The sequence below is a fragment of the Prevotella sp. P5-50 genome (assembly GCF_002251295.1).
Classification (GTDB): Bacteria; Bacteroidota; Bacteroidia; order Bacteroidales; family Bacteroidaceae; genus Prevotella.
This window is the reverse complement of record NZ_NPJA01000051.1, coordinates 44815-66949: the sequence shown is the minus strand read 5'-3', so window position 1 is coordinate 66949 and position 22135 is coordinate 44815. Positions and strand designations below refer to the sequence as shown.

Sequence of the window (22135 nt, the reverse complement as noted above, 5' to 3'; positions counted from 1 at the left end):
TGCATTATTTTGCAGTTTTGCGTACTATATTGTCTTCAACTCGTTGCATTACCAATAATTCCTTATCTTTGCAAAAAATAATATTGGATTTCATCCTTCCATTTCATGGCGAGAAAACGAAGGGTGAAAGCCCACTCTAAAATGATATAATCAGAAATAGAAACAATCAATGACGAAAAACAATGAAGATAAGAAAATGGTTACTCTTAGCTGTCGCCAGTATGCAGATGACTGGTGCCATGGCTGACAACGTACGTGAGAAGATTCTCATAGACGAAGGATGGAAGTTTGCTTTTGGAAATGCTGCCGACCCTGCCAAGGATTTTGGCTGTGGTACTGAGTATTTCAACTATCTGACGAAGGCAAATTCCATACATAACGAAGGTCCGTATGCTCAGAAATTCAACGATTCCACCTGGGTGTCTGTCACTATCCCTCACGATTGGGTGACCAATCTGCCTTATGCTCGGAATGCAAGTCATTCGCATGGTTATAAGACTGTAGGATATAAATTTCCAGAGACAAGTGTAGGATGGTATCGTAAAACTATCAGTATTCCTAAGGAGGATTTGGGAAAGCATATCGCCATTCAGTTTGATGGTATCTTCCGTAACGCACAAGTGTGGTTCAACGGATTTTATATGGGAACGGAACCGAGTGGCTATGCTACACAGGTGTATGATGTGACAGAATATGTCAACTATGGAGGCGAGAACCTCATCTGTGTGCGTGCTGACGCAACATTAGAGGAAGGATGGTTTTATGAAGGGGCAGGCATCTATCGGGATGCTTGGCTGTTGAAGTCTGCTTCCGTAAGTGTGGCACCGTTTGGCACTTTCGTGTTTGCCGATATCAAGAAACCCTACGATGCTGCGGTGGTTCATGTGAAAACTGAGGTCAACAACCATTCGCTTGAATCGCAGCAATGCAGTGTAGAGCAACGACTGCTGGACGCAGAAGGTAAACTGGTGGGAAAGGCTGAAAGCGTAAACCTTAGTCTAAACGCCAAACAGACCCTTGGCTGCGAACAGACCATTGCGCTCGACCATCCGCATCTGTGGTCAACCGACGACCCTTATATATATAAGGTGGAAACTACGGTAAAGGTGAATGGCGAAGTGACAGATGTCTATGAAACGACAACGGGTATCCGTGAAGTGGTGTTTGATGCTCAATCGGGTTTCATGCTTAATGGAAAACCCATCAAACTGAAGGGCGTCAATATGCATCAGGATCATGCTGGGGTAGGGGCTGCTATTCCCGATGCTTTGCAGGCTTGGCGCATCAAGAAGCTCAAGGAGTTTGGCTGTAATGCCTATCGTGCTTCACATAACCCCATGACACCTGCCTTGCTCGATATTTGTGATAGAGAGGGACTGTTGGTCATCGACGAAAACCGTTTGACCGGTATTAACACAGAACACTTGCGCTTGCTGGAGAACATGATTAAGCGCGACCGAAACCATCCGTCAGTCATTCTGTGGAGTGATGGTAATGAGGAGTGGGGAATAGAAAACTCCGTACAGGGCACACGTATTGCTGCTGCCATGCGAGAATATACCCGACTGCTCGATCCTACACGTCATTCTACTATTGCCAATGCCGGAGGTTCGGAGATGATTAAAGGACTGGATGTGGTTGGCTTTAATTATATCGTTCAAAACGATGTGGATAATAGAAAAAAAGCTAATCCTGACTGGAAAATCGTGGGCACAGAGGAAACAACAGGTTGTGGTACTCGTGGGGTGTATTTCGAATCAAAAGAACAGCCCGGACACATGGTTAGCATGAACAGAGGAACAAAACCTGGCGTGGAAAACGTGATAGAGCGCGGGTGGAAATTCTATGATGAACGTCCGTGGGCTGCCGGTCTTTTCTATTGGACAGGATTTGACTATCGTGGCGAACCTAATCCGCTGGAATATCCCGCCCATGATTCTGAGTTTGGTATCCTTGACTATTGCGGTTTCATGAAAGATGAGGCATGGTATCTGAAATCTGTATGGACTGACGAGCCTGTGTTGCATATATTCCCACACTGGAATCTGCAAGGACATGAAGGTGAAACCGTGGAGGTTTGGGCGTATAGTAACTGCGACGAAGTGGAACTGATAGTGAATGGAAAGAAACTGGGACGCCAGACCATGCCTAAGAACGGTCACCTGAAATGGCAAGCTGTTTATCAGCCCGGAAAGGTTGTGGCTATTGGTTATAAGAATGGTAAACGTATGCTTACCCAACAAGTGGAAACTACCAAGCCGGCTTATAAGATTGTGATGAAAACAGACCGTCAGACGATCAGTGCAGACGGACGCGATGTGGCTGTTGTCACAGTAGAAGTGCAGGATGCTAAGGGACGTATAGTGCCCGATGCTTGTCCGATGCTGACGTTTAAACTTGCAGGTGATGGCAGAATACTCGGTGTAGGAAATGGAGATCCGTCTTATCTTGGTGCTGACCATCCTCATCATAACGACTGCCATGAGTTTAGCATTCCTGCATTCAATGGACTGGCGCAGGTGATCATCCAGAGTTCACGCCATTCCTCTGCACTGCAGTTGAGCGGCGAAGCCAACAAACTTAAAACTGGAGAACTGACTATTAATACTAAATGACTGAACTTTCGCATGTGGGGAAGTTAAGGGAAGTTAGGGAAGTTAGAGAGAAGTTAGAGGGAAGTTAGAGAGAAGTTAAGAGACAAATGTCCTACGTCTTACGGCAAAAGGCTATTGTCTCTTAACTTCCCGAACGACCGTAGGGAGTGATAACTTCTTTAACTTCAATCAATTCCCTCAGTTGCGAAACTTGAATAAATGATATGGAGGGGAAGGCTTTCACCTTCCCCTTTTGTTGATTCCATGCGAGACCTTCCGGAATATTGATCTGATGGAAAATGGCGGCTTAGCATAGGATGATGTAAATACCTGTCATTTGTCAACTCGAATGCCGTTCATTGTGGCAATATGTCGTCAATGTGCATTAATTATAAAGAAAATAGTATCATTGTGTAAAAATATCTGGGCTTTTTGCTTGCAATTTAATATAAAAGTAGTACCTTTGCAGACGAAATAAAGAAAAAGCATAAAAAATGACCAGACTTATTAAACCTATAGTATATCAGCCACTGCTCGACGTGAAACACACCGAACAGGGAATCAAGCTTATCAAGGAGTTCTTTCAGCAGAATCTATCTACTGAATTAAGACTCCGCCGTGTCACAGCTCCTTTGTTTGTTTTGAAAGGACTCGGTATCAACGACGACCTCAATGGTGTGGAGCGTGCCGTTTCGTTTCCTATCAAGGATCTTGGCGATGCTACGGCAGAAGTAGTTCATTCGTTGGCTAAGTGGAAACGCCTTTCGCTGGCAGAATACAAAATAGAGCCGGGATATGGTATCTATACCGATATGAATGCTATCCGTGCCGATGAGGAACTGGATAATCTACATTCGCTCTATGTCGATCAGTGGGACTGGGAGGCTGTTATCACTCCAGAACAGCGCACTGTGGCTTATCTGAAAAATGTGGTAGAGCGCATCTATGCAGCTATTCGCCGTACGGAATACCTCACCTGTGAGACCTACGATCAGATTAAGCCCTTCCTGCCTGAGAAGATTACCTTTATCCATGCAGAAGAACTCTTGCAGATGTATCCAGACAAGTCGCCGAAAGAGCGCGAAGATGCCATCTGTGAGAAATACGGTGCGGTGTTTATCATAGGTATCGGTGGCGTACTCTCTAACGGAGAGAAACACGATGGACGTGCACCAGACTATGATGACTGGTCAACAATGGGCGAGAACGGACTGCCGGGACTCAATGGTGATATTCTGATTTGGTATCCTGTATTGGGACGTTCGTTTGAGTTGTCGTCAATGGGTATCCGTGTGGACAAGAAAGCCTTGTTGCGACAGTTGAAACTGGAAGGTAAGGAAGATCGCGAGCAACTCTATTTCCACCGCAAACTATTGCAGGGCGAACTGCCATTAAGCATTGGTGGCGGTATTGGTCAGAGTCGCTTGTGTATGGTATTGCTTCATAAAGGACATATCGGTGAGATACAGGCTTCGATATGGCCCGATGATATGCGCGCCGAGTGTAAGGCACTGGGCATGCAGTTGATATAATTCGAAACAGGCAGGCCTGATGCCCCTGTTGGGACGTCGTGCTTGCCTGCTCGATTTGCTTAGCGTCAGTAGTTAGAGGCCTGAGTCGTTTGCGATAAATAATGCTTAGGCCAATTCAAGATTCAACATGTCCCGCAGTTGCTTGACTGCGGGATTATCTTTTTCCATTTCTTCGTATTGCTCACGACGGGTCAGAGAACGCTCTTGTTCGTCGAACTCTGCCAAAACGATGTTGAGCGTAATCTTATTGTTTTGCAGATGCAGTTTCAAGGTGTTGACAATACTGCCTTTGATCTGCTGCATCTGTTCCATGACCAACTGGTTGTCAACCGTTACCTCTATCTGTGGCATTTCTTTAATGACCGGTGTCATGTTCTTCATGCGAGTGGCAACAGCACTGTATTGCTGGGGCATACGGTTGCACATGGCAATCCATTCGCGCGTCAGGTCGGCTTCGGTGAATTCGGCTTGATCCTGTGTTGCGGCGCTTGTTGCAGCTTGCTCGTTGACCAAGACATCGGTCATCGGAGCCTTGTCAGTGTCCGACTGTTTGCGCAGATTGTTCCATGAGAAGCCAACGGCAGTTTTCAGCCGTGGGCGGTTTGCTGTATTGTAGGTAGCCACCTGCTGCCTGGGCTGGGGAGAGGCAGTCTGCGTCTGTTGCAGAATCTTAGGAGTGGGTACAACATTCGTTGCGGAAGAAGTCTGCTGTGAAACTCTTCCTGCTGCCGATGCTGTGGATACGGCAGTAGCAGCTGAGGCCACCTGTTGAGCCTGCTGTGTGTGTTGCGACTGCCGTATCAAGTGTTTGAACAGGGATTTCAGTCTTCTGGGCCTACGCCCACTGCCAGCCCCCTCGGCGGGCTGAGTCAGCTGAGCTACCTCGATGAGCGTCAGTTCTACCAGCAGTCGTTTGTTGGAAGACTGTCGGTAGTTAATGTCGCATTGGTTCATCAGGCGTAGGGCACTATAGAGGAAGCGCAAGTCGCAACGCTGCGCCTGTTGCTGCAGACGCTCCCGTTGTTGTTCGCTTGTCTCAAGCAAAGGCAGGGTCTGTGGGTCTTTCGCCATCATCACGTTACGCACGTGTTTGGCAAGCCCCCCTATCAATAATCCGCCATCGAAACCATGGGCAATAATCTGGTTGGCAAGCAACATGATTTCGCTTACTTTGTTTTCGATGGAATAGTCTATAATCTTGAAGTAATAGTCGGAGTCAAGCACGTTCAAGTCTTCTATCACCTTCTGATAAGTGATATTGCCTTGGCAGAATGATGCAGCCTGGTCGAAGATGGAGAGTGCGTCGCGCATTCCGCCATCAGCCTTTTCTGCTATCACCTCCAATGCCTGCTCTTCATATTGTATGCCCTCTTTCTCTGCAACCGATTTCAGATGAGCAATGGTGTTTTGCACGGTCATGCGCTCAAAGTCGTAGATTTGGCAACGGCTGAGAATGGTAGGCAGAATCTTATGCTTCTCGGTGGTTGCTAAGATAAAGATGACATGTGCAGGTGGCTCTTCCAGTGTTTTTAGAAAAGCATTGAAGGCAGCGGTAGAGAGCATGTGCACCTCGTCGATGATAAACACCTTGTATTTACCAACCTGCGGTGGTATGCGGGTTTGCTCCATGAGTGTCTTGATATGCTCTACCGAGTTGTTGGAGGCGGCATCGAGTTCGAAGATGTTGAACGACCGTTGCTCGTTGAAGGCTTGGCAACTTTCACAGTGTCCGCATGCCTCCCCGTCTTCCGTGGGAGAGAGACAGTTGATAGCCTTGGCAAAGATACGTGCGCAGGTAGTCTTTCCTACACCTCTCGGACCGCAAAACAAGTAGGCGTGAGCCAGTTTGCCGCTCTTCACAGCATTCTTCAGCGTAGTGGTCAGTGCTTGTTGTCCCACTACGGTATCGAATGTGGCAGGGCGGTATTTTCTTGCCGATACGATATATTCTTCCATGTGATTAATAGATTTCGCACACAAAGGTACGATTAAGTGAGTGAAATTCCAAAGAAAAACACTTTTTTCTTTGGAATTCCCGAACGGGAGTACCTAAAAACCGAAGGATTAAAGGTACGATTAAGTGAGCAGAAGTACCTTGGACCTTCAGGTCAGAGGTACGATTAAGTGAGCAGAATCCAAATAAATTTGTGTTTCTCCGAGCGTGAGTACCTAACTTTAATCCAAATCGGTCATTAAGGTTTGGTTAGGTTTTGCATTTCTTATAATACTGGATTTTTTGAGATTTTGAATGAAACGTGAGAGACCCTGGTGATTGAAAACTTCACAAAATGCAGTCTTATAAAAAACTCAAGATCTTGGGTAAAGGTAAATACTGTTTACAAATAACCTTCGGTCTGATTAAGGTTTATTATCCATAAAAGATACGGCACCTCATAGTTCGACTATTGATCTCTCATCAAAGGCGTTTAGCTGTTCTTTGTGTAGAATTTATGTAAAATAATCTGTAGATAAGTTAAATAAAACTAAATTTTCGACCAAAAAGTGACAAAGAGTGACAAAGATGGACATCTGGTTTTTGTGATGTTGTATCTTTGCAGCCCTACCTGAGGATGATTTTCAAAACAAGAAGGTACCCCTGCAACAAATCATTTATCGTATAATTAAAACCAAGGCATTTATGTTTACAAACATCGTATTCAACTATCCAAACTGGTTACAACAGAAGGACTATGAGACTTCAATTGACACCCGACCCGTTATCGTTCGGTTCTCGTTCGGTTCTCGTTCACTTCTCGTTAGGTCCTCGTTCGTCTCTCGTTCGTCTCTCGTTGCTTATTCGTTAGTCTATCGAAGACCGAACGAGGACCGAACGAGGAACAAGCGAAAAACGAACGAAAGAGCAACGAATATCGATCGAGATGCCGACGAGAAACTATCGGCAACTCGACGAGTAGCCACCTTCATGGCTGGCAGAATACCCTTCTGCAACCACAAACCAGCAAAATGCCTTTTGCTCCCAATCTGCCGAGGCAGAACCCTGCACTTCCTGTACACACTGAGCATTTCCGCGGCGAATAATACCATTTCGTCCATCCCGTGGAAACCCTATGGTTCAACCATGTAGAAGCCCCTCCATGGGCTTTTAAAGAATTTAGAGACAAGATTAAAGAATGACTCTGATTCTCTGCCTCAACACACTAATATATCCATTAGTGAATGAGAGTTCAAGTTAAAAATCTTAAATGTCTGGAATTGACAAAATGGATTGATTTTGTACGGAATCCATTAAAAAGGAAAACAGCCACCACATTAATGTGATAGCTGCTTTGTAAAACTCATGTTGGCATAGCCTTTTGACTTTTCATTCTTAAAGCCGATAAGATCAGCGAAATACGGGGCATTACCCTTTTTGATGTCCTTTTCCATAGTCCGAATTTTTAATTGATTCAACGTAACTTATCTGGAAACGATTGATTCAAATAGAAAAGTGGTGCGCACCCGCGAAGTCACTTTGAATCAATCTCTAAACAAGTATATGTATTCCGAATCAGACCTCAAAATGGAACTTCTCATTTCTTAATTATACCACAAGATATAGCGATTCTATGAAATAATCTATTATGAGAGAGGGGACATTTTAACATTTCGGGTATATAAGAGCAATTTTTGAGCTAATTTGTCACCTCTCTCTTATGGAGTTAAGATGGGGCATAATAAGCCCACAACAATATAGGCTTCTCTGACTGGTCAATGTGTTTAGAGATGGTATTAAATGCGCTATATGGTATAGAGAAACAGCCAAAACTATGCCAAGGAAGCAAAGGAGTGGGTATATTAGTCATTGTTGGGTCTGGGTGCAATAGTATTCCTCTGGAATGTGCGTTGCTATTGGTCTTTTCTAAACCGTGCATTTCATAGCAAGAAACCTTTAGTTTACTAATGTCTATTGTTCCATCTATGGTGTTCATTGTCCTCTTCTTGCCTATCTTGTATTTACCAAGGCTTGATTTATGACTGCCCTTTTCATTACTAAACGACTGTTCTGTAGCTTCCATCTTCTCAGAACCATCATTTCCATGAGCACACTTGCAGCTATAGATTACTTTATCCTCTTTGAAACTATAGAGCATGAATCTTTTGCTGCCAGAATAAGCAGAGAAATCTACGAAGATGCAGTAGTCTGGATTGAAGCCTTTTTCTTTTGCGAAGGTCTTAGCCTCATTGATTCTTTCAGAGCATATAGATGGAGTCTTACCCCAAAATAAAGCCGCTCCCATCGCTATGGCTATTGCCGCAACGATGCAGACTAATGTAATCGTTAGTATCTTCTTCCACATGGTATTTCCGAAACTGTTATTGGTTATTTCTTTGGGCATTCAGTCTCACCAGTCCTGCCACAGAATTCATATAATTTAGGGTCAATGTAAACGTATTTGTCTTCGTATTCTAATTCAATAAAGTCGTGGTCTAAATTGTCACCCATGTAATCTACTCCCTTAGATCCAAGCTAATCATATTTGATCTCTGGATGAAGTTCTGCAGGAGTGTACCAAGTAATGTCGTATTTCTCTTTTAGGATGCACTTTTGTAATGCCCATAGAGTATGACAGCAACCAAGCTGCATGAATAATTCGGCTGCTTGCTCAGGATTGGAAGGCAGCAATCTTTTTGCTTCGGCAATTCTCTTACTTATAGAAACTTTCATGGACTCGCCTGAACCATCATAGAACGGATCGTCTGAGTCATCCATTTCTAGCCATTTCTCTTCCTGTTTAATCCTCTCATTGACAAACTGGGTATAGACCTCTTTCATTACCTCGGGGATTATCCTTTGGTATTCGGGAGATCTTTCTAAAGCCTCGTTCTGTATTCGGAGTTCTTCTATTGTACTCATATTATTATGGATTTACATATAACGTTGATATGATGCTAAAGAGGATAACTTGTGTCAGTTCCTAATGTCCTCTAGCAGTTCTTTACGCTCACTTTCAATCACTATTTACCACTCGTCATCATCTTTAGGCATTCTGAACTCTGATTCACTATAAAGAGGCGAACTCCATCTGTCTTCCATTCCTATGCTCATAAATTTACCAATAAAATTATCAGCCCTATTTCCTGAATAACTCTTTACCATATAACCACCATCAGGCGTTATGAGAAATTTTATAGTGTGATATGTTTCATTAGTAAAGTGACGATAACTGAATTCGCTAATGAATGAGTTCCATAATGTTTTCCTTATTGGGATAGAAACACCTCTAAAATATAGAGTATTACTTTCAAATCTCATGGCAGAGTTTGTCTCTACATCACTAAAATTGTATTTGACAACTCCCTCGAAACTTACTTTGTTATAAACCATAGCTTAATAATTTTTAGTTATTTATTAATTAAAAATTGTGGCCAGACGATGCAATTATGTTTGTCGTATTCTTTATTATTCATATTAATATCCATTCATTGACGTCAAACATGCATTGAAGAAATAATCCCATTTAAATCGGGAGATTATCTACCTTTATTATTTCCTCCGAAATGGGCATGCGCTAATTATTCATCATTTACCTCTGATTTTATCAAATAACCATAAGATGCCAAAAAAGGCAAGAATCACAATACTGATGATAATTGGATATGGTGAAACATAATCACTATCATCTACTGGCCTGTCTCTATAAGCATAAACCGATAGCTGTAGAAAACAGAAAGCTCCTAATAGCACTTTTTTAGAAACTGATTCCATAACATTAGATTGTTAGTCTTCCAACTCGCTTTTTGCGGCATTATAGCCATCCTTATAGCCTTCTTCATATTGGTCTTCTTGTCCAGATCCTTCAAATGCTCTCATTTTTTCTTTGTGACTTGCGTCATTTAAAGATTCATTTGGCCCCGGAGCCCATATGTTATCCTTAGACCATCTCACGCCATCTCGATCCCTGTATTCTTTATTAGTATTAATATAGTGTCCTTTTCCTTTAGTACCAATATCTTCTGCACTATTAACAAATATAATTCTCTCGCCATCATCATTTTTTTTCTCACTCTTATTATCACAAGAGATAAAAAGAATAATGCTTAACAATGAAGCAATTACTAAAAACACATTTTCCTTCATGTTGACATAATATAGGCCAACCAATTCCCAGACATCAGCAGTTAATAATAAAAGGACGTGGGAACTTTAGCTTAATATGCTAAACGCCCTGTCGCAGCTAACTCCATAGAGTCGCTTTAACACCACAAATATAGTAATAAAGATGCAAAGTGTTGCAAGAAGATGCTAATTATTTAGTTTTTTTATCAAACACGTAATCAAATCTATCCAATATTGTCTCTATTTCTTTAAGATGATTGATAAACCAGCGTGGATGGTTGGCAAAGGCTGCAAGCACCATCGGGAACAAATCGGGTCTCTTTTTCTTCAACGGCATTACATCATACACGAAGTGGTTTCCCCAGCCCTCTTCGATATTGATTATCAACTTAATAAATGTATCTACCATATCTGTTTAATATAAATGTAGTTGGGATAATGACCTAAGACAGTAAGGGTAACGGGACAAATCCATATTTCACGGGTAAAGTCTGGAAGCCCGTTGACTTTATAAGTAGCTCCTGCAAACAACCCAGAGTATTGCTTCACGCACTCAAAGTAACCTTCCAAGTTTGAAATGCGTTTTTTACTCGGACGTACAAGCACACGCACACGGTTTTCTTTCTTGGAATCAAGGTATGTCAGCAAATGGTTAGAGCCTGCAACCATGGCAAGGTTATAACGATCGCCTGGCCACGGCATATCGATGTACCACATGTTGTCATCATAGACGAATTGAAGATCATATTCTCTGTGACGAAAGCTACAGACACCTTTGATGTACCGCCATGCAAGTTTGAGATAGGAAATGAAGTTTGTTAGCATAAATTGATTTTAAGTTAATCGCCTCATGGGAGTTTCCCTTTTGGCGCTTCAAAATTAAACAGAATAATTCAAATCTCCAAATCTTATTAAATCGCTGACTATTAGACATTTGATACATTGGTACACTTTTTGCTATCATTCAGCTATGAGTAGGAAAAATGCTGTAAAACCACAAATTAAGTCCAACTTTTATCGGGAAGGACATTTTTAGAAAAGAGTATATAATATCTTTTTTTTCAATAAAATGTCACCCTCATAGATTTTCTTGCAATATCCGCAAAGATTATGCTTGTTTTCATCTTCCAAATGGATTATTGTTTACATGCATCACATAGCTTATCTTGTATTTCAAAATTTCCATGCCCCTTAGCATCCTTCATGAAACATGTTGGATCGTCATTGGGACAATGCTTTGCCCCATAAAAGGTATGGATAAACTCATGCAATATAGGTTTCCACATCAAGGATTTTTCTTTAAGTCGCTTATCAGAAACGAGACTCACTTGTTTTAGTGGTCTGCTTATACCTACTATTCCATAATCTTTCTGGCCATGAATATCTGTGCAAATATCCTTATGTGTCAAGCCAATTATTACCTCATATCCAGTTAGCTGCTTTGATTCATAATTCAGTATTGGAGTGACCCTATATCTATTCCTTTCTTTGACATAGCTATTCTGGGGTAAACGGATTGGGTTAGCAATCTTAAATTCCCAATATCCATATAACCATTCACCAAATGCTTTTTGTAGTTTGGGAAGCAGTTTTTCTACTTCTTTCTTACTAAAATCCTCATAAGGTTGTAATACGATAACACATTGCGGAGTTGAACATAAGGTGTCAGCCTCGATATAATCCCCTTTTGTTGTGCCATTACCACATGAAAAAAATAGTATGCCAATGAATAATATGCAAAGTAACTGTTTCATTGCCTATATAATGTCATTTTATTAAGAAAATGTCACCTGTAAATCATTTCCCTTGATATAAAATCTATCACTCTTCTATAACTTTTAATAACTTACGTGCTCCTTCACTATATGGTGCAAATGCTTCAAGATGTTCTCTGAACCAACCAAGTGATTTCTCATTGAACAAATCTTTATGCATCGTATTGAGCATTACTTTACAGTTGTATTCATAACAGCTAAACCATTCTGGATTACAAGTTCGCATATATTCAGGAAGGCTTGCATCAATCATCCACATATCATCAATCCCTTTATTTCCTTTAATAGGCGGAAAAGATAATATCCATTCATTGACATCAAGCATACGTTGTAGAAATAACGCTGTTTGATTTCTAAACGCATCAGTTGTACTGTTTATCGGAATTATTTTTGATTCTTTATTCATGTTACCAACGATATTTATTCTTAGTTTGCTTACTTCCACCCGTGTCTTCTTATAACTTCTTTAATAACAGGATCATCCCAAACGGAATTCATCAGCATAATTGAAGAATGAACTTTGACGGCATCATCCCCAAAGATTTCATATACAGTCTTACCAGAATCGAGAATAGCTTGACAGCAACATCTATAGTTAGTACAAAGAACTGGACTATTCATATAAATGTATGCATGTTGTCTATCTTCAATAGCATAAGTCTGTGACATTGCACTTTTACCAAGTCCTTTCATTTGCGGAAATACATACCAGATCCAATGACCTGTTTTCTTCCCGCTTCTGATTTCCTTGATAGCCTGCTCAAGAATATGCTCTTGAGCTCTTTTAAAATGATCTATCCTATAATTCTTCATAAAGTTTCAAGTTTCTTTAAAAGTTCAATTGCCTTTTCACTATAAGGAGAGAACAATTTACAATGTTCTTTCATGAGAAATAAAGAGTGTTCTCTGAACAAATCCTTAGATAAAGGTAAGTTTAAGATTTGCTCAATCTTCTTATTATAATGATTCTCCGATGGTTCAGGAATTTGAGATAATTCACCTAATACTTTAGCTACTTCTGAATTAATAGCATTTCCATTAGCATATTTGGCGCTGTTTAAAACCGGAAATTGAGATTGAATATGATCATCAAATGGTATATCTCCATCAAAGTCTCCCATAAAACACTCATAATAGCACATGAATCCAGGAACATTTAATTTATCATGGAATTCTTTTAATTTTTCAAAATATTTATTCTTCATTATTATAAGTTCCTAATAAGATATGAAAAAAAATCAACTCCTGATTATTTTACAGCTTGTTCAAGAACGTGCTCTTGAGCTCTTTAAAATGATCTATTCTATGACCCATCCAAGTTCTTTTAATGCTTTTTTGTAAATAGGATTATCAGAATATTTAGTATAAGAAGTAATGGCCTCACGTAAATGAGCCATCATAGCGTCCGTAAATTCTTCAAATAAGAACTTACCATAATCATAGACTGTCTCTACATATCCAGCCAAGAACCATTCACCACTCATTGTAATTTCTTTCCATCTTTCTTCGCTTGTGGCAATAGGGTAGCGGATTTTTATGCGATTCAGCCCATTTTCAGGTTCATCTTTCCAACTATTTTCATAGAATTGGAAAAGTTCATCACCTGCACCAATGCTTGTTATTATTTTTTTCATATCAATATTGTTTCCGTTATTTGATAATCATCTTCTTAGTTCCGATAAATGGTCTATCTAATTCGGCATCAGCTTTTGCAGCAACACCTACCATTAGAAAGATAAACAAGAGACACAGAACAATTAACCCGTGTGTCGTCCAATAAGTGTACCTGATGGTTTTCTTTACCTTCGGACAGTACAATGAGAGCAACAGAATGACGTTGTAGAACACTATCATAAATACTACGAAGATGGTGATACCTGCCCATAGTTCCCCATATGAAACACCGAGGTCACGTGCGAAGTCATTACTCCAAAGGATAACCTCATTACAGAGCCTATCCGAGAAATTTCTTGCGTTAACAATCGTATCGTTTACCATACTAGTATTATTTATTCAACATTCCATTATCGATCATCCATTCAACAATATTGTGGAAAGCATCGCCAGCCATGCCGCCACCGCTTGCGGGAAGTCCTATTTTGTTCAGGCTCACAATCATGCTGTATTTAGGCTTATTGGCAGGGAAGAAGCCACAAAATGCTACTTGATATTCGGAAACAGTATTGTCACCTTCATAATATTCATTAACCTGTGAAGTGCCTGTTTTTCCTGCCACTAATATTTTGGCAGAACCTGCTTTATGTCCCAATCCTTGACTAACCACATGTTCTAACGTCTGCTGCATAAGAGCAATATTCTCTTTTTTAGCAATCTGTTCATTGACTACCTCAGCAGTGCCAGGCGCTAATGTTGGCTTTACCATCTTACCATTATTAGCTATGGCATTATAGAAAGTCAGCATCTGGATTGGGGCGATTTTCCTATTGTAGCCTATCGCACTCCAGAGAATATCCTTGTTTACCCAATCGGAATCTTTCGGGGAACTATAGACAGAAGGACGCAAACCTTCGATTCCTTCAATGCTACTTGGCTGTCCGAAACTCATAGAGTCAAGCTTGTTGAAATAATCCTGTTCGTGTCCTTTAAAAAGACTCCAAATCATCTTACTGATTCCGATATTCGAGCTAACCCCTAATGCCCGATCCAATGTCACTTCACCATAACCGCCTCTACGCCAGTTATGATCCTTCATTATCCGATCATCATCTATCTGCCACACACCATTACCAGTATCTACAACATCTGATAGATGAGCTTTCCCCGATTCTAATCCTACTAATAATGATACTGTCATAGTTAATGCTCCTAATTCCTGTTGATAGGCAAAGTTCTGGCATGGTTGGAACTTACCTTCAAAGTTACGTTCACGACCAGCCATAGCAAGTATTTCTCCTGTTTGAACATTCATAATAATCACCTGACCTTGCAAGCCGTTAATCTCTGTTAGCTTGTCATTCAAAAGAGAGTCTGCGACATATTGCAATGCAGGGGAGATAGTCGATCTTTCTTGCGACATCGGTAATGAACGATCCGTAGAGCTACACCTATTATATATAAGATAGCTGACAATAGAGAGTACCACACAAACAGCAGCTACTATCCATTTCCATGTATTTCTTTTTCTATTCTCAGTTCCGAGTACCTGTAGTTCGTCATTATTCATAGCTTGCCCTCCTTTTCCGATTCAATCAGAGTTTTCAACTGTTTAAGAGCCTCCTTTGAAGCTTGTAGTGTAAACGCCTGATTCACGTCCATGTTTGACATTACTAACTGTTGCTTGTTGACATTAATCTTAAAGATGTACGCACGATTAACAATCAGCGACTTACCAATTCGGATAAATGTTATAGCCTCTTTGCCAAGCTGATCTTCCATCATCTGCTGACAATGAGCCAGATTCATCGTAAACACATATTCCGTTTTGTCATGCAGCACCATAGTGGAGTAGTTACCATCTGACTCCACGTAAACGATCCTCTCAGGTCTTACCCTAACGATTTCGTTGGCATTCGATATGATCAGTACTTTGTTGCTCACTATCTGAATTTTTCGGCAAATTTAATAGATTTGGTTCAAATATCAATGAAGAATGTGCTTTATTTGTATATAATATGCGTCTGGTTGTATGAAATCTGTCATACGAGGGTATTTTCAATATACCTCTTTAAGATTGAGGCATGAGAAAGAGGTTTACTTGCTCTCTCTATATCCTCATTAGTATTATAATCAAGAAGTATTACTGTTTTATGTTGAGCAATAATACGAATCTTATTAACTAAATCGGCACATTTATTCTCTAATACCCATTTATAGGCTGGAACATATAATTTCTTACGAGCTTCTACATAACCAAGTAAAATATATTTCTTACCAATTATGTCACCATAAGCATGTCCCAAGCAGCGACCATGTACACGAGTTGTTCTTTTTAATCCACGCATTGAAGAATTATGAAGACTATATAAATCAGGTCCTTCATCTTCAAATACTTTTAAACCTTGCCAGATTCCTTCCACTGATGCTCCAAACAAATACTGTTCAGAGGTAGGATTAACAGGAATACCACTGTGTGGATAAAAAGGACTAAGCTTTCGGAACTCGTCTTGAGCCTTACTCGTTACATCAATAATGACGCAATCAGGATATTCTCTCTTGATTTTGTCAGTTGAACACTTTTTGTTTTTAATTATAATCATATGAGAGTTTTTAAAATACACCTGTATTTATTCCAGCAGTCCAGGTGCTTAACTGACTGACTTTCACCAGAAAGTAGATTCATTGTCCAGGCGGATTAAAACGGTCCTCGCCTCTTCGAGGTAGTTAGGCAAATCCGACCACCTTTTTTGTATATCTTGAAGGAATATCCCAAGGCTTTTAGCTCTTTCATTTAATTCTTTCATATTCCTTTTTTAGTTCGGCAAAATTACAAAAATAATTTGAATAGGCATAAAACTATATGTAGATTTGTATAAAATATGCGTCTGGTTGTATGAAATAGAACCAGCATTATCAAAGAATGACTTCGGATCTTAATTCCATCAACGTTTTTACTTCACATTCGAGATATGGCATTCTCAACACATACGGTTTATCGAGAATGCCGAACCTTATAATATCTGTTTTTATTCAGTAGATTAGTCAACGGATCATTAATTGTTATCCTCAATTTTACCGTTTTAACTATCTGTTGAACCGTCCTTTTTAACATTAGACATTGGAATAAATAGATAAAGAGCTATTAGACCGATATTGATTACATTGTATAAAAGTGTAAAAATTATCGCTACCGTGTCCCACACCGTTTCCCAATGATTCACAGCAATAGCTATTCCTAAGTCAACGCCTGCAACTATGAATATCATCCAGAGATAAGCATCATAATCTTTTCTTGAAACGAACTTGTTACTATCAGTTAAAGCCCAAATACAACAAGAAACAATAACTGTCAAAGCTGAATTAGTGTACAATTTATAGTCTGCCAACTCTATAAGCGTTTTACTGCCAATCTCTAAATTTGAGCAAACGATATTCCACGCAATAAGCCCTAAAATTAAGTAACCAACAGCGGCAACAATAAAACAAAGAAATCCTTTCATGCTATTTTCATTTATTAGTCATCATTTAAATCATATTGCCTTTGATCTTCTACTTTTAATTGTCTGTGCTCTCCCATCCATTCTATTGCACGATCATCCGAAAGCATGTAGTCTTCAACATAGATTTTTGTTTCGGAATCATTCTCAAAATTAATAAGATAATGATATTTGTATTTATTTAATTCACCTCTTACTTTATCACCCTCATTCAGTCTTCCAGAATACCTTTCAACAATAGAACAGCCTTTGCGTGTTTCAACAATATAGTAATCATTTTCTCCCTCATATACTACGATGCCATCGACACAGTCAGATGTTTCCTCATAATTAACATAACTTTTATTTGAGTCATTGTTAGTCGAAGAAATAGAATAACTTGAACTCTCTGTTATTGTTATAGTGGAGTTGCTTTCATTTACGCTACTATTTGATGGTGCGCTATTATTCCTCGTTACCGGTGCATTCTGATTCTTTTGCGTCTGAAATACTGTAGGAGAGGAATTGGTCTCTTGGCTTGAATTCTGAGTTTTACCGCAAGACTCACACGATCTCCAGATAATTGCCCCAACAATTATCAAGATACCCCACCATATCCATTCCTTTATCTCATCATTCATAATATGACAGTTATAAAGATGATAATGCTCTCAACTTTATTTCTTAATCATCTCCTCTGCTATTTGGTTGAAAAATTTCACAAACTGCATATTAGCATTGAATTTGTGGAAATTTTTCTTCTTGCTTTCTTTTAAGTTGCTATATTCATATCCGCTAATCCTCTGTCCTCTATTATCATACCAATAATCATCATAATCCTGATTATTAAACTCACCTTTGGTATCTGTCATATTTCCGAAATCATCTGAATAAAATCTATAAGGATTCCTTGGATCATCTAATGCCGCCATAAATCTTGTATAAGCATGTTGGAACTCTTCTACATAGTAGGAAGACCATCCATGATTTCGCATATAATCTATATAAGAGGAAGCGTTTCCACGCAAATTCCTGATAAGTTTTGACTTGTCAATTTTGTGCACACCATAACTATACATTACCCCACCCTGTTGTGTTGCAGCATCTACATTGTAACTTATAGTTGGGGCGAACAGTAGAGCAAGTGATATTATTACCACTTGTCCGAAGTGAAATAATCTTTTCTTATTCATAACTTATTGACTCTAAAAATATATCCAACCATATTGTAGAAGATATACTTTATGACAGAAATTACGTCTTAAATACTCGTCATCTGTAAATGACACCTCCCGTGCTTTGTCATTATACTTTTCCCATTCGCCATATTTACCCTTAACTCCTACTAATCTCGGATAGCGACCAGAGTAATCTACTTTAATAAGAATTTGAAACCAATCATTATCCGCCTTACTGTAAAAAATACCACGTGTTGTTGTAACTTCTGAGGGAGCCTGCTGATACTGATTATACTGGTTGTTGTACTCTTGATTGTACGGTGAACCATCAATATTTACACGATTTCCATTGTTATCAACGATAACGGGATTGTACCCAACTAAAGGGACTTGTGCAGAAACTGTCATTGTTACCAACTGCACAACAAAAATCATCATCAACTTTTTCATGTCGTTTCCAATTTATGCTCTCAGTTCCCAAGATAAAAGCGGATTATTGTTAAAGAGTGTGGGACTATTGAAAACTATCTTATTGAGGTTCTGGACTACCTGCTACTTGATAATAGACAAAAGCCCACACCTTTTAGATATACCATTCCCATACGGGTACAATAATCCAAACAGTGTGAGCATATTGTATTTATCCCAAGTAGCCGAAATTGTCCAGATTTCAGTAAAGGATAAGCAACAATCGCTCTTTTTTTAATAAGTTTGAGCCATTAAAACGCGCCCCAACACTACGGAGCACTTGAAACTCGCCGCTAATATACAAAAAGAAATTCATATTTAGCACAAAACCTACAAATTATTAGCAATTTTTAATAAAATTGATTCTGGATCGGAGAAGAACGGCATTAAAACAGTAAGGTAGAGCACCGTTTTTGATGCCCCACCCAATTATTAACTATAAACTCTCCATAGTTCCAACTTCTCACCAACAACAAAGCAACCTTTGTCCCTAAGAAACCAAATCTCTTCTATTCCGTATGAGTTTGGTTTAACCTCATACTTCACAGAATTGTAAGCGAACCAAGGTTGTTTAACAGTTTTAATCATTTCTTTGTCATAATCTACTTCTTTGGCTCTTAACGTTACATATATGATTTTTAAGCCATACTGTATTTTATGTGTCTCCCAACCGCTATAATTAGGACTTTTATTATTAATTAGGTAGAAGTATGGATTTAAGAAAACCTCGATAGCTTCAATAAAGCAACCTTTGGAACACCATTTAAAACTCATTGTTTGCATAATCTTTCCAAATTTAAGGGGAACACCTCATTTCTGAGATATTCCTCAAGTTAGTTAATCAATGAACCATTTATAACGCTCTTCTCCGTGTAGTGCTCCGTTAATACCCATAGCAATCTCTGAAGCATTAAGTGAGCGGTCTAAGAACATATCAATATATGAGGATTTATTTGCACCTGTAAGAAGGTTATAAAAGTTCCACATATTTATATCTGTTCCATAGCTCCCAAAGTCTTCATCTGAGATATAGGACTTTGCCACGTTGTTAATCTGTGTATCAGTAATTAATAAACGTGGTATATCCCTTTGCAGTCTCATGGGTAGATACTGATAAAGACGCATACAACCAAGAATCTGGCAAAATTGATGCTCCGAAAGTGAAGAGTTGCACAGTTGCTGCATCAAATGGATTTGTTTTGCAGGGTTGAACATGCTAAACAGTTCCATATCTCTTTGATACAGTTCTCTTGTACTACTAACTCTTAACTCTCCTTTGTAGCCGTCAGTGAAAATACACATATTGCAACATACTGTATTTTTTAACCCGATAGCAACGCGTCGTGTCACGGGGACTGGTCCATGGCATCACCCCCAACATGTCAAGAGGTCATTGACGTAACTTCTACAAGACCATTATCCAAAGACTTTGACGTAAAGAGGTTCGGACTCAATACAACAAGTCGCATAAAAGCGTTTGTCTTCAGGTTTGTCTCTATACCAGCCAAGCGGATCAGGACATCCAATGCCAACGCAATAATACATAGTAGTTTCTTCATATATTCTATCATTTGGGGTAAAGACAGCGAAAATATACGAACCAGCCAAATATAGCTCGATAAATCAACAAGTAACAAGTAACAAGTAACAAATGGTGCAAGCCATGCCTATGCCTTTCCATTCCCCTCTACTCCTTCTCTATAATCTCCACAGGGGGGACGCCAACACTTATATCGAGCAGTGCAGTGGGATGGGTTTACGGATATTTTAGGAGGAAATACGTTAATCTTCTAAAATCTGTAATCAGTTACAACTTTTTTTCGTAACTTTGCCTCCCGATGAAGCATCTGAAAGAGATAATGATCAGTTTGTACCACCGTAAGTGGTTGAAATACGGCATCGTAACGATAGTCGCAATACTATTGCTGGGTGTCGTCGGCGAGAATAGTTTGTGGAATGTTCACCGCAATAAACGCCGTATCGTTGAACTGAAAGACGAAATCAAAGAATATACTGACCGATATAATAATGACCAGATGCAGATACGCCTGTTGGACAGTGACCCTAATGCAATGAGAAAGATAGCCCGTGAACGCTATTTTATGAAGGCTGACGATGAGGATATCTTTGTGTTGAGTGACGATCCGCGGACGCAATCACCATTTAATAGTAATAATGAGACAACTGAATAAGATAGAGAGCTACCTCCTTTTGGCAGGTGGTATGCTGATGGTGGTTGGCGCTGGCGCCAGCCTTTTTTTGCAGCCGTGGGCGGCTTATGCCTTTGCCCCCGGTGCACTTTTGTATGCTGCGATGCAGATGCAGCAGCGTTATGACGGAACCAATATCACTGTGCGCCGCCTTCGCCGCATCATGCTCATCAGCGATGTGCTGTTTTTGTTGGCAGGCTTGATGATGTTGGCGAATAATTCCAATTTCCTCGGTCTCGATTTCCTGGTCTATTTGCAATATGTGCACAACAACTGGATTGTTTTGGTGCTTTTGGGTGCCATACTGCAACTCTATACAACCCATAGAATAGCTCACGAACTGGAAAAAGAGGCAAAAAAACTCTAAATATTTGCACAAATATATTAAATTGCGCAAAAATATTCCGTGTTTTCATACCATCGTAGTACTTTTGTAGCAACAAACGAAATTGTCTATGAAGAAAATTCTATATACTCTTGCTCTTGCGGCCGCACTTACTTCGTGTGTCGGATCGTATAATGTGGAAGGTTCATCGTCGATTACCGCCCTTGATGGCAGTAAACTTTATCTGAAAGCTATCAAGAACAATCAACTGAAAAATCTCGACTCGTGTGAGGTGGTACATGGTGAATTTCACTTCTCGGGTACACTCGACAGTATTCGCATGGCCAGTCTGTATATGGACGATGAGAGTGTGATGCCCATCGTACTGGAGAAGGGCGACATCGTAGTGAAGATTGAGGCTGGTCGCCAGATCGTAAGTGGCACTCCGCTCAACGATTCACTTTATGTGTTTATAGAAGAACACAACCGCTTGTCAAACCAGATGAACGAGCTCTCGCACAAGCAGAGTCAGATGTTGCTTGACGGCATAGACGAGGCTGCGATCAATGAGCAACTATCGGTAGAAGCCGCCAAGATAGCCAGCGACGAAGACCGTCTTGTCACCAAATTCATAGAGGCTAACTTCGATAATGTGCTGGGTCCTGGTGTGTTTATGATGATTACCAGCCAGTATCGTTATCCTATCCTTACCCCGCAGATTGAAGACTTGATGTCGAAAGCCACAAAGGTTTTCAAGGAAGATCCTTATGTCAAGAACTACTATAAGACCGCACAGGAAAACGAGCAGCGCATGAATGGACTGGAAGAAGCGCCAACTCCTCCAGCCCCTCCTGCATCGCAGCAACCGTCAGCACGGCTGACTACTGTGCCACAAAAGTAAC

At 40.1% G+C, this 22135-nt stretch carries 26 protein-coding genes and 2 pseudogenes; 6 read left to right on the top strand and 22 right to left on the bottom strand.

The genetic code is table 11. The features are described from left to right. Positions 1-182: 182 nt before the first annotated feature. Together galA and asnA are read left to right on the top strand one after the other, a co-directional pair. The gene (galA, locus tag CIK88_RS10820) at positions 183-2615 is read left to right on the top strand and encodes a beta-galactosidase GalA (protein WP_254046891.1); all 2433 of its coding nucleotides are present in this window, start codon (positions 183-185) and stop codon (positions 2613-2615) included. Between the two features lie 473 nt (positions 2616-3088). Further along, on the top strand, positions 3089-4126 hold the full coding sequence (asnA, locus tag CIK88_RS10815) for an aspartate--ammonia ligase (RefSeq protein ID WP_094436431.1): 1038 nt from the start codon (positions 3089-3091) through the stop codon (positions 4124-4126). Positions 4127-4231: 105 nt separating this feature from the next. On the opposite strand, the gene CIK88_RS10810 is transcribed toward asnA, so the two are convergent. The 22 genes and pseudogenes from CIK88_RS10810 to CIK88_RS10705 form a co-directional block, all read right to left on the bottom strand. Beyond that, positions 4232-6082: a DNA polymerase III subunit gamma/tau gene (locus CIK88_RS10810; RefSeq protein ID WP_094436429.1), complete on the bottom strand. Its 1851-nt coding sequence runs from the start codon at positions 6080-6082 to the stop codon at positions 4232-4234. 1703 nt (positions 6083-7785) lie between these two features. After that, positions 7786-8424 carry a murein L,D-transpeptidase catalytic domain-containing protein gene (locus tag CIK88_RS10805; RefSeq protein ID WP_158214677.1) on the bottom strand — a complete coding sequence of 213 codons (639 nt, stop codon included), beginning with the start codon at positions 8422-8424 and terminating at the stop codon, positions 7786-7788. Positions 8425-8594: 170 nt separating this feature from the next. Next, on the bottom strand, positions 8595-8981 hold the full coding sequence (locus CIK88_RS10800; RefSeq protein WP_094436425.1) for a hypothetical protein: 387 nt from the start codon (positions 8979-8981) through the stop codon (positions 8595-8597). 105 nt (positions 8982-9086) lie between these two features. Next, positions 9087-9452, bottom strand: a complete 366-nt coding sequence (locus CIK88_RS10795) for a hypothetical protein (RefSeq protein WP_094436423.1) — start codon at positions 9450-9452, stop codon at positions 9087-9089. A gap of 393 nt (positions 9453-9845) precedes the next feature. Then, positions 9846-10205 (bottom strand): hypothetical protein, encoded by a 360-nt coding sequence (locus CIK88_RS10790; RefSeq protein WP_094436421.1) that lies wholly within the window; start codon positions 10203-10205, stop codon positions 9846-9848. Positions 10206-10374: 169 nt separating this feature from the next. Next, positions 10375-10593 (bottom strand): hypothetical protein, encoded by a 219-nt coding sequence (locus CIK88_RS10785; protein ID WP_094436419.1) that lies wholly within the window; start codon positions 10591-10593, stop codon positions 10375-10377. Further along, complete coding sequence (locus CIK88_RS10780) at positions 10587-11009, bottom strand: DUF6717 family protein (RefSeq protein WP_094436417.1); 423 nt, start codon at positions 11007-11009, stop codon at positions 10587-10589. Before CIK88_RS10780 ends, CIK88_RS10785 begins: the two co-directional genes overlap by 7 nt. Positions 11010-11320: 311 nt before the next feature. After that, positions 11321-11938 (bottom strand): hypothetical protein, encoded by a 618-nt coding sequence (locus tag CIK88_RS10775; protein ID WP_094436415.1) that lies wholly within the window; start codon positions 11936-11938, stop codon positions 11321-11323. Positions 11939-12005: 67 nt separating this feature from the next. Further along, positions 12006-12365, bottom strand: a complete 360-nt coding sequence (locus tag CIK88_RS10770; RefSeq protein WP_094436413.1) for a hypothetical protein — start codon at positions 12363-12365, stop codon at positions 12006-12008. Positions 12366-12394: 29 nt separating this feature from the next. Then, complete coding sequence (locus CIK88_RS10765) at positions 12395-12772, bottom strand: DUF1810 family protein (RefSeq protein WP_094436411.1); 378 nt, start codon at positions 12770-12772, stop codon at positions 12395-12397. Further along, entirely contained in the window at positions 12769-13164 is a 396-nt protein-coding gene (locus CIK88_RS10760) for a hypothetical protein (RefSeq protein ID WP_094436409.1), read from the bottom strand. Before CIK88_RS10760 ends, CIK88_RS10765 begins: the two co-directional genes overlap by 4 nt. Positions 13165-13257: 93 nt before the next feature. Beyond that, positions 13258-13593, bottom strand: a complete 336-nt coding sequence (locus CIK88_RS10755; RefSeq protein ID WP_094436407.1) for a hypothetical protein — start codon at positions 13591-13593, stop codon at positions 13258-13260. 16 nt (positions 13594-13609) lie between these two features. Further along, on the bottom strand, positions 13610-13957 hold the full coding sequence (locus CIK88_RS10750; RefSeq protein WP_094436405.1) for a hypothetical protein: 348 nt from the start codon (positions 13955-13957) through the stop codon (positions 13610-13612). A 7-nt stretch (positions 13958-13964) separates the two neighbouring features. Continuing rightward, on the bottom strand, positions 13965-15143 hold the full coding sequence (locus CIK88_RS10745) for a penicillin-binding transpeptidase domain-containing protein (RefSeq protein ID WP_094436403.1): 1179 nt from the start codon (positions 15141-15143) through the stop codon (positions 13965-13967). Next, positions 15140-15517 carry a LytTR family DNA-binding domain-containing protein gene (locus CIK88_RS10740; RefSeq protein WP_094436401.1) on the bottom strand — a complete coding sequence of 126 codons (378 nt, stop codon included), beginning with the start codon at positions 15515-15517 and terminating at the stop codon, positions 15140-15142. The genes CIK88_RS10745 and CIK88_RS10740 overlap by 4 nt, the downstream gene beginning before the upstream one ends. 98 nt (positions 15518-15615) lie before the next feature. Continuing rightward, positions 15616-16176, bottom strand: coding sequence for a hypothetical protein (locus tag CIK88_RS10735; RefSeq protein ID WP_094436399.1), 561 nt, complete (start codon positions 16174-16176; stop codon positions 15616-15618). Positions 16177-16656: 480 nt separating this feature from the next. Continuing rightward, the gene (locus CIK88_RS10730; RefSeq protein WP_094436397.1) at positions 16657-17076 is read right to left on the bottom strand and encodes a hypothetical protein; all 420 of its coding nucleotides are present in this window, start codon (positions 17074-17076) and stop codon (positions 16657-16659) included. Positions 17077-17090: 14 nt separating this feature from the next. Continuing rightward, positions 17091-17693: a hypothetical protein gene (locus tag CIK88_RS10725; RefSeq protein WP_094436395.1), complete on the bottom strand. Its 603-nt coding sequence runs from the start codon at positions 17691-17693 to the stop codon at positions 17091-17093. Positions 17694-17729: 36 nt separating this feature from the next. Next, positions 17730-18245: a hypothetical protein gene (locus tag CIK88_RS10720; protein WP_094436393.1), complete on the bottom strand. Its 516-nt coding sequence runs from the start codon at positions 18243-18245 to the stop codon at positions 17730-17732. A 12-nt stretch (positions 18246-18257) separates the two neighbouring features. Further along, positions 18258-18680, bottom strand: a complete 423-nt coding sequence (locus CIK88_RS10715; protein WP_094436391.1) for a hypothetical protein — start codon at positions 18678-18680, stop codon at positions 18258-18260. Between the two features lie 450 nt (positions 18681-19130). After that, positions 19131-19481, bottom strand: a complete 351-nt coding sequence (locus tag CIK88_RS10710; RefSeq protein ID WP_144269608.1) for a hypothetical protein — start codon at positions 19479-19481, stop codon at positions 19131-19133. Positions 19482-19535: 54 nt separating this feature from the next. After that, a pseudogene (locus tag CIK88_RS10705) lies at positions 19536-20054 on the bottom strand (DUF3871 family protein); the annotation flags it as partial. A gap of 41 nt (positions 20055-20095) precedes the next feature. Here CIK88_RS10705 and CIK88_RS12650 point away from each other — a divergent pair. From CIK88_RS12650 to CIK88_RS10690, 4 genes and pseudogenes are all read left to right on the top strand, one after another. Next, positions 20096-20312, top strand: a pseudogene (locus CIK88_RS12650) (hypothetical protein); the annotation flags it as partial. 224 nt (positions 20313-20536) lie between these two features. Then, complete coding sequence (locus CIK88_RS10700; protein ID WP_254046345.1) at positions 20537-20890, top strand: septum formation initiator family protein; 354 nt, start codon at positions 20537-20539, stop codon at positions 20888-20890. Continuing rightward, positions 20874-21275 carry a hypothetical protein gene (locus CIK88_RS10695; RefSeq protein WP_094436385.1) on the top strand — a complete coding sequence of 134 codons (402 nt, stop codon included), beginning with the start codon at positions 20874-20876 and terminating at the stop codon, positions 21273-21275. The genes CIK88_RS10700 and CIK88_RS10695 overlap by 17 nt, the downstream gene beginning before the upstream one ends. Positions 21276-21363: 88 nt before the next feature. After that, a complete protein-coding gene (locus tag CIK88_RS10690) occupies positions 21364-22134 on the top strand; it encodes a DUF4369 domain-containing protein (RefSeq protein WP_094389640.1) in 771 nt (256 codons plus the stop codon). Position 22135 lies beyond the last annotated feature (1 nt).

Coding starts and splice junctions, on each gene's coding strand:
- asnA (WP_094436431.1), top strand. CDS start 3,089: ATGACCAGACTTATTAAACCTATAGTATATCAGCCACTGCTCGACGTG.
- CIK88_RS10715 (WP_094436391.1), bottom strand. CDS start 18,680: ATGAAAAAGTTGATGATGATTTTTGTTGTGCAGTTGGTAACAATGACA.
- CIK88_RS10765 (WP_094436411.1), bottom strand. CDS start 12,772: ATGAAGAATTATAGGATAGATCATTTTAAAAGAGCTCAAGAGCATATT.
- CIK88_RS10700 (WP_254046345.1), top strand. CDS start 20,537: ATGAAGCATCTGAAAGAGATAATGATCAGTTTGTACCACCGTAAGTGG.
- CIK88_RS10790 (WP_094436421.1), bottom strand. CDS start 10,205: ATGAAGGAAAATGTGTTTTTAGTAATTGCTTCATTGTTAAGCATTATT.
- CIK88_RS10795 (WP_094436423.1), bottom strand. CDS start 9,452: ATGGTTTATAACAAAGTAAGTTTCGAGGGAGTTGTCAAATACAATTTT.
- CIK88_RS10760 (WP_094436409.1), bottom strand. CDS start 13,164: ATGAAGAATAAATATTTTGAAAAATTAAAAGAATTCCATGATAAATTA.
- CIK88_RS10785 (WP_094436419.1), bottom strand. CDS start 10,593: ATGGTAGATACATTTATTAAGTTGATAATCAATATCGAAGAGGGCTGG.
- CIK88_RS10710 (WP_144269608.1), bottom strand. CDS start 19,481: ATGCAAACAATGAGTTTTAAATGGTGTTCCAAAGGTTGCTTTATTGAA.
- CIK88_RS10750 (WP_094436405.1), bottom strand. CDS start 13,957: ATGGTAAACGATACGATTGTTAACGCAAGAAATTTCTCGGATAGGCTC.
- CIK88_RS10810 (WP_094436429.1), bottom strand. CDS start 6,082: ATGGAAGAATATATCGTATCGGCAAGAAAATACCGCCCTGCCACATTC.
- CIK88_RS10725 (WP_094436395.1), bottom strand. CDS start 17,693: ATGAATGATGAGATAAAGGAATGGATATGGTGGGGTATCTTGATAATT.
- CIK88_RS10690 (WP_094389640.1), top strand. CDS start 21,364: ATGAAGAAAATTCTATATACTCTTGCTCTTGCGGCCGCACTTACTTCG.
- CIK88_RS10775 (WP_094436415.1), bottom strand. CDS start 11,938: ATGAAACAGTTACTTTGCATATTATTCATTGGCATACTATTTTTTTCA.
- CIK88_RS10735 (WP_094436399.1), bottom strand. CDS start 16,176: ATGATTATAATTAAAAACAAAAAGTGTTCAACTGACAAAATCAAGAGA.
- CIK88_RS10730 (WP_094436397.1), bottom strand. CDS start 17,076: ATGAAAGGATTTCTTTGTTTTATTGTTGCCGCTGTTGGTTACTTAATT.
- CIK88_RS10805 (WP_158214677.1), bottom strand. CDS start 8,424: ATGTGGAAGAAGATACTAACGATTACATTAGTCTGCATCGTTGCGGCA.
- CIK88_RS10745 (WP_094436403.1), bottom strand. CDS start 15,143: ATGAATAATGACGAACTACAGGTACTCGGAACTGAGAATAGAAAAAGA.
- CIK88_RS10720 (WP_094436393.1), bottom strand. CDS start 18,245: ATGAATAAGAAAAGATTATTTCACTTCGGACAAGTGGTAATAATATCA.
- galA (WP_254046891.1), top strand. CDS start 183: ATGAAGATAAGAAAATGGTTACTCTTAGCTGTCGCCAGTATGCAGATG.
- CIK88_RS10800 (WP_094436425.1), bottom strand. CDS start 8,981: ATGAGTACAATAGAAGAACTCCGAATACAGAACGAGGCTTTAGAAAGA.
- CIK88_RS10695 (WP_094436385.1), top strand. CDS start 20,874: ATGAGACAACTGAATAAGATAGAGAGCTACCTCCTTTTGGCAGGTGGT.
- CIK88_RS10755 (WP_094436407.1), bottom strand. CDS start 13,593: ATGAAAAAAATAATAACAAGCATTGGTGCAGGTGATGAACTTTTCCAA.
- CIK88_RS10780 (WP_094436417.1), bottom strand. CDS start 11,009: ATGCTAACAAACTTCATTTCCTATCTCAAACTTGCATGGCGGTACATC.
- CIK88_RS10770 (WP_094436413.1), bottom strand. CDS start 12,365: ATGAATAAAGAATCAAAAATAATTCCGATAAACAGTACAACTGATGCG.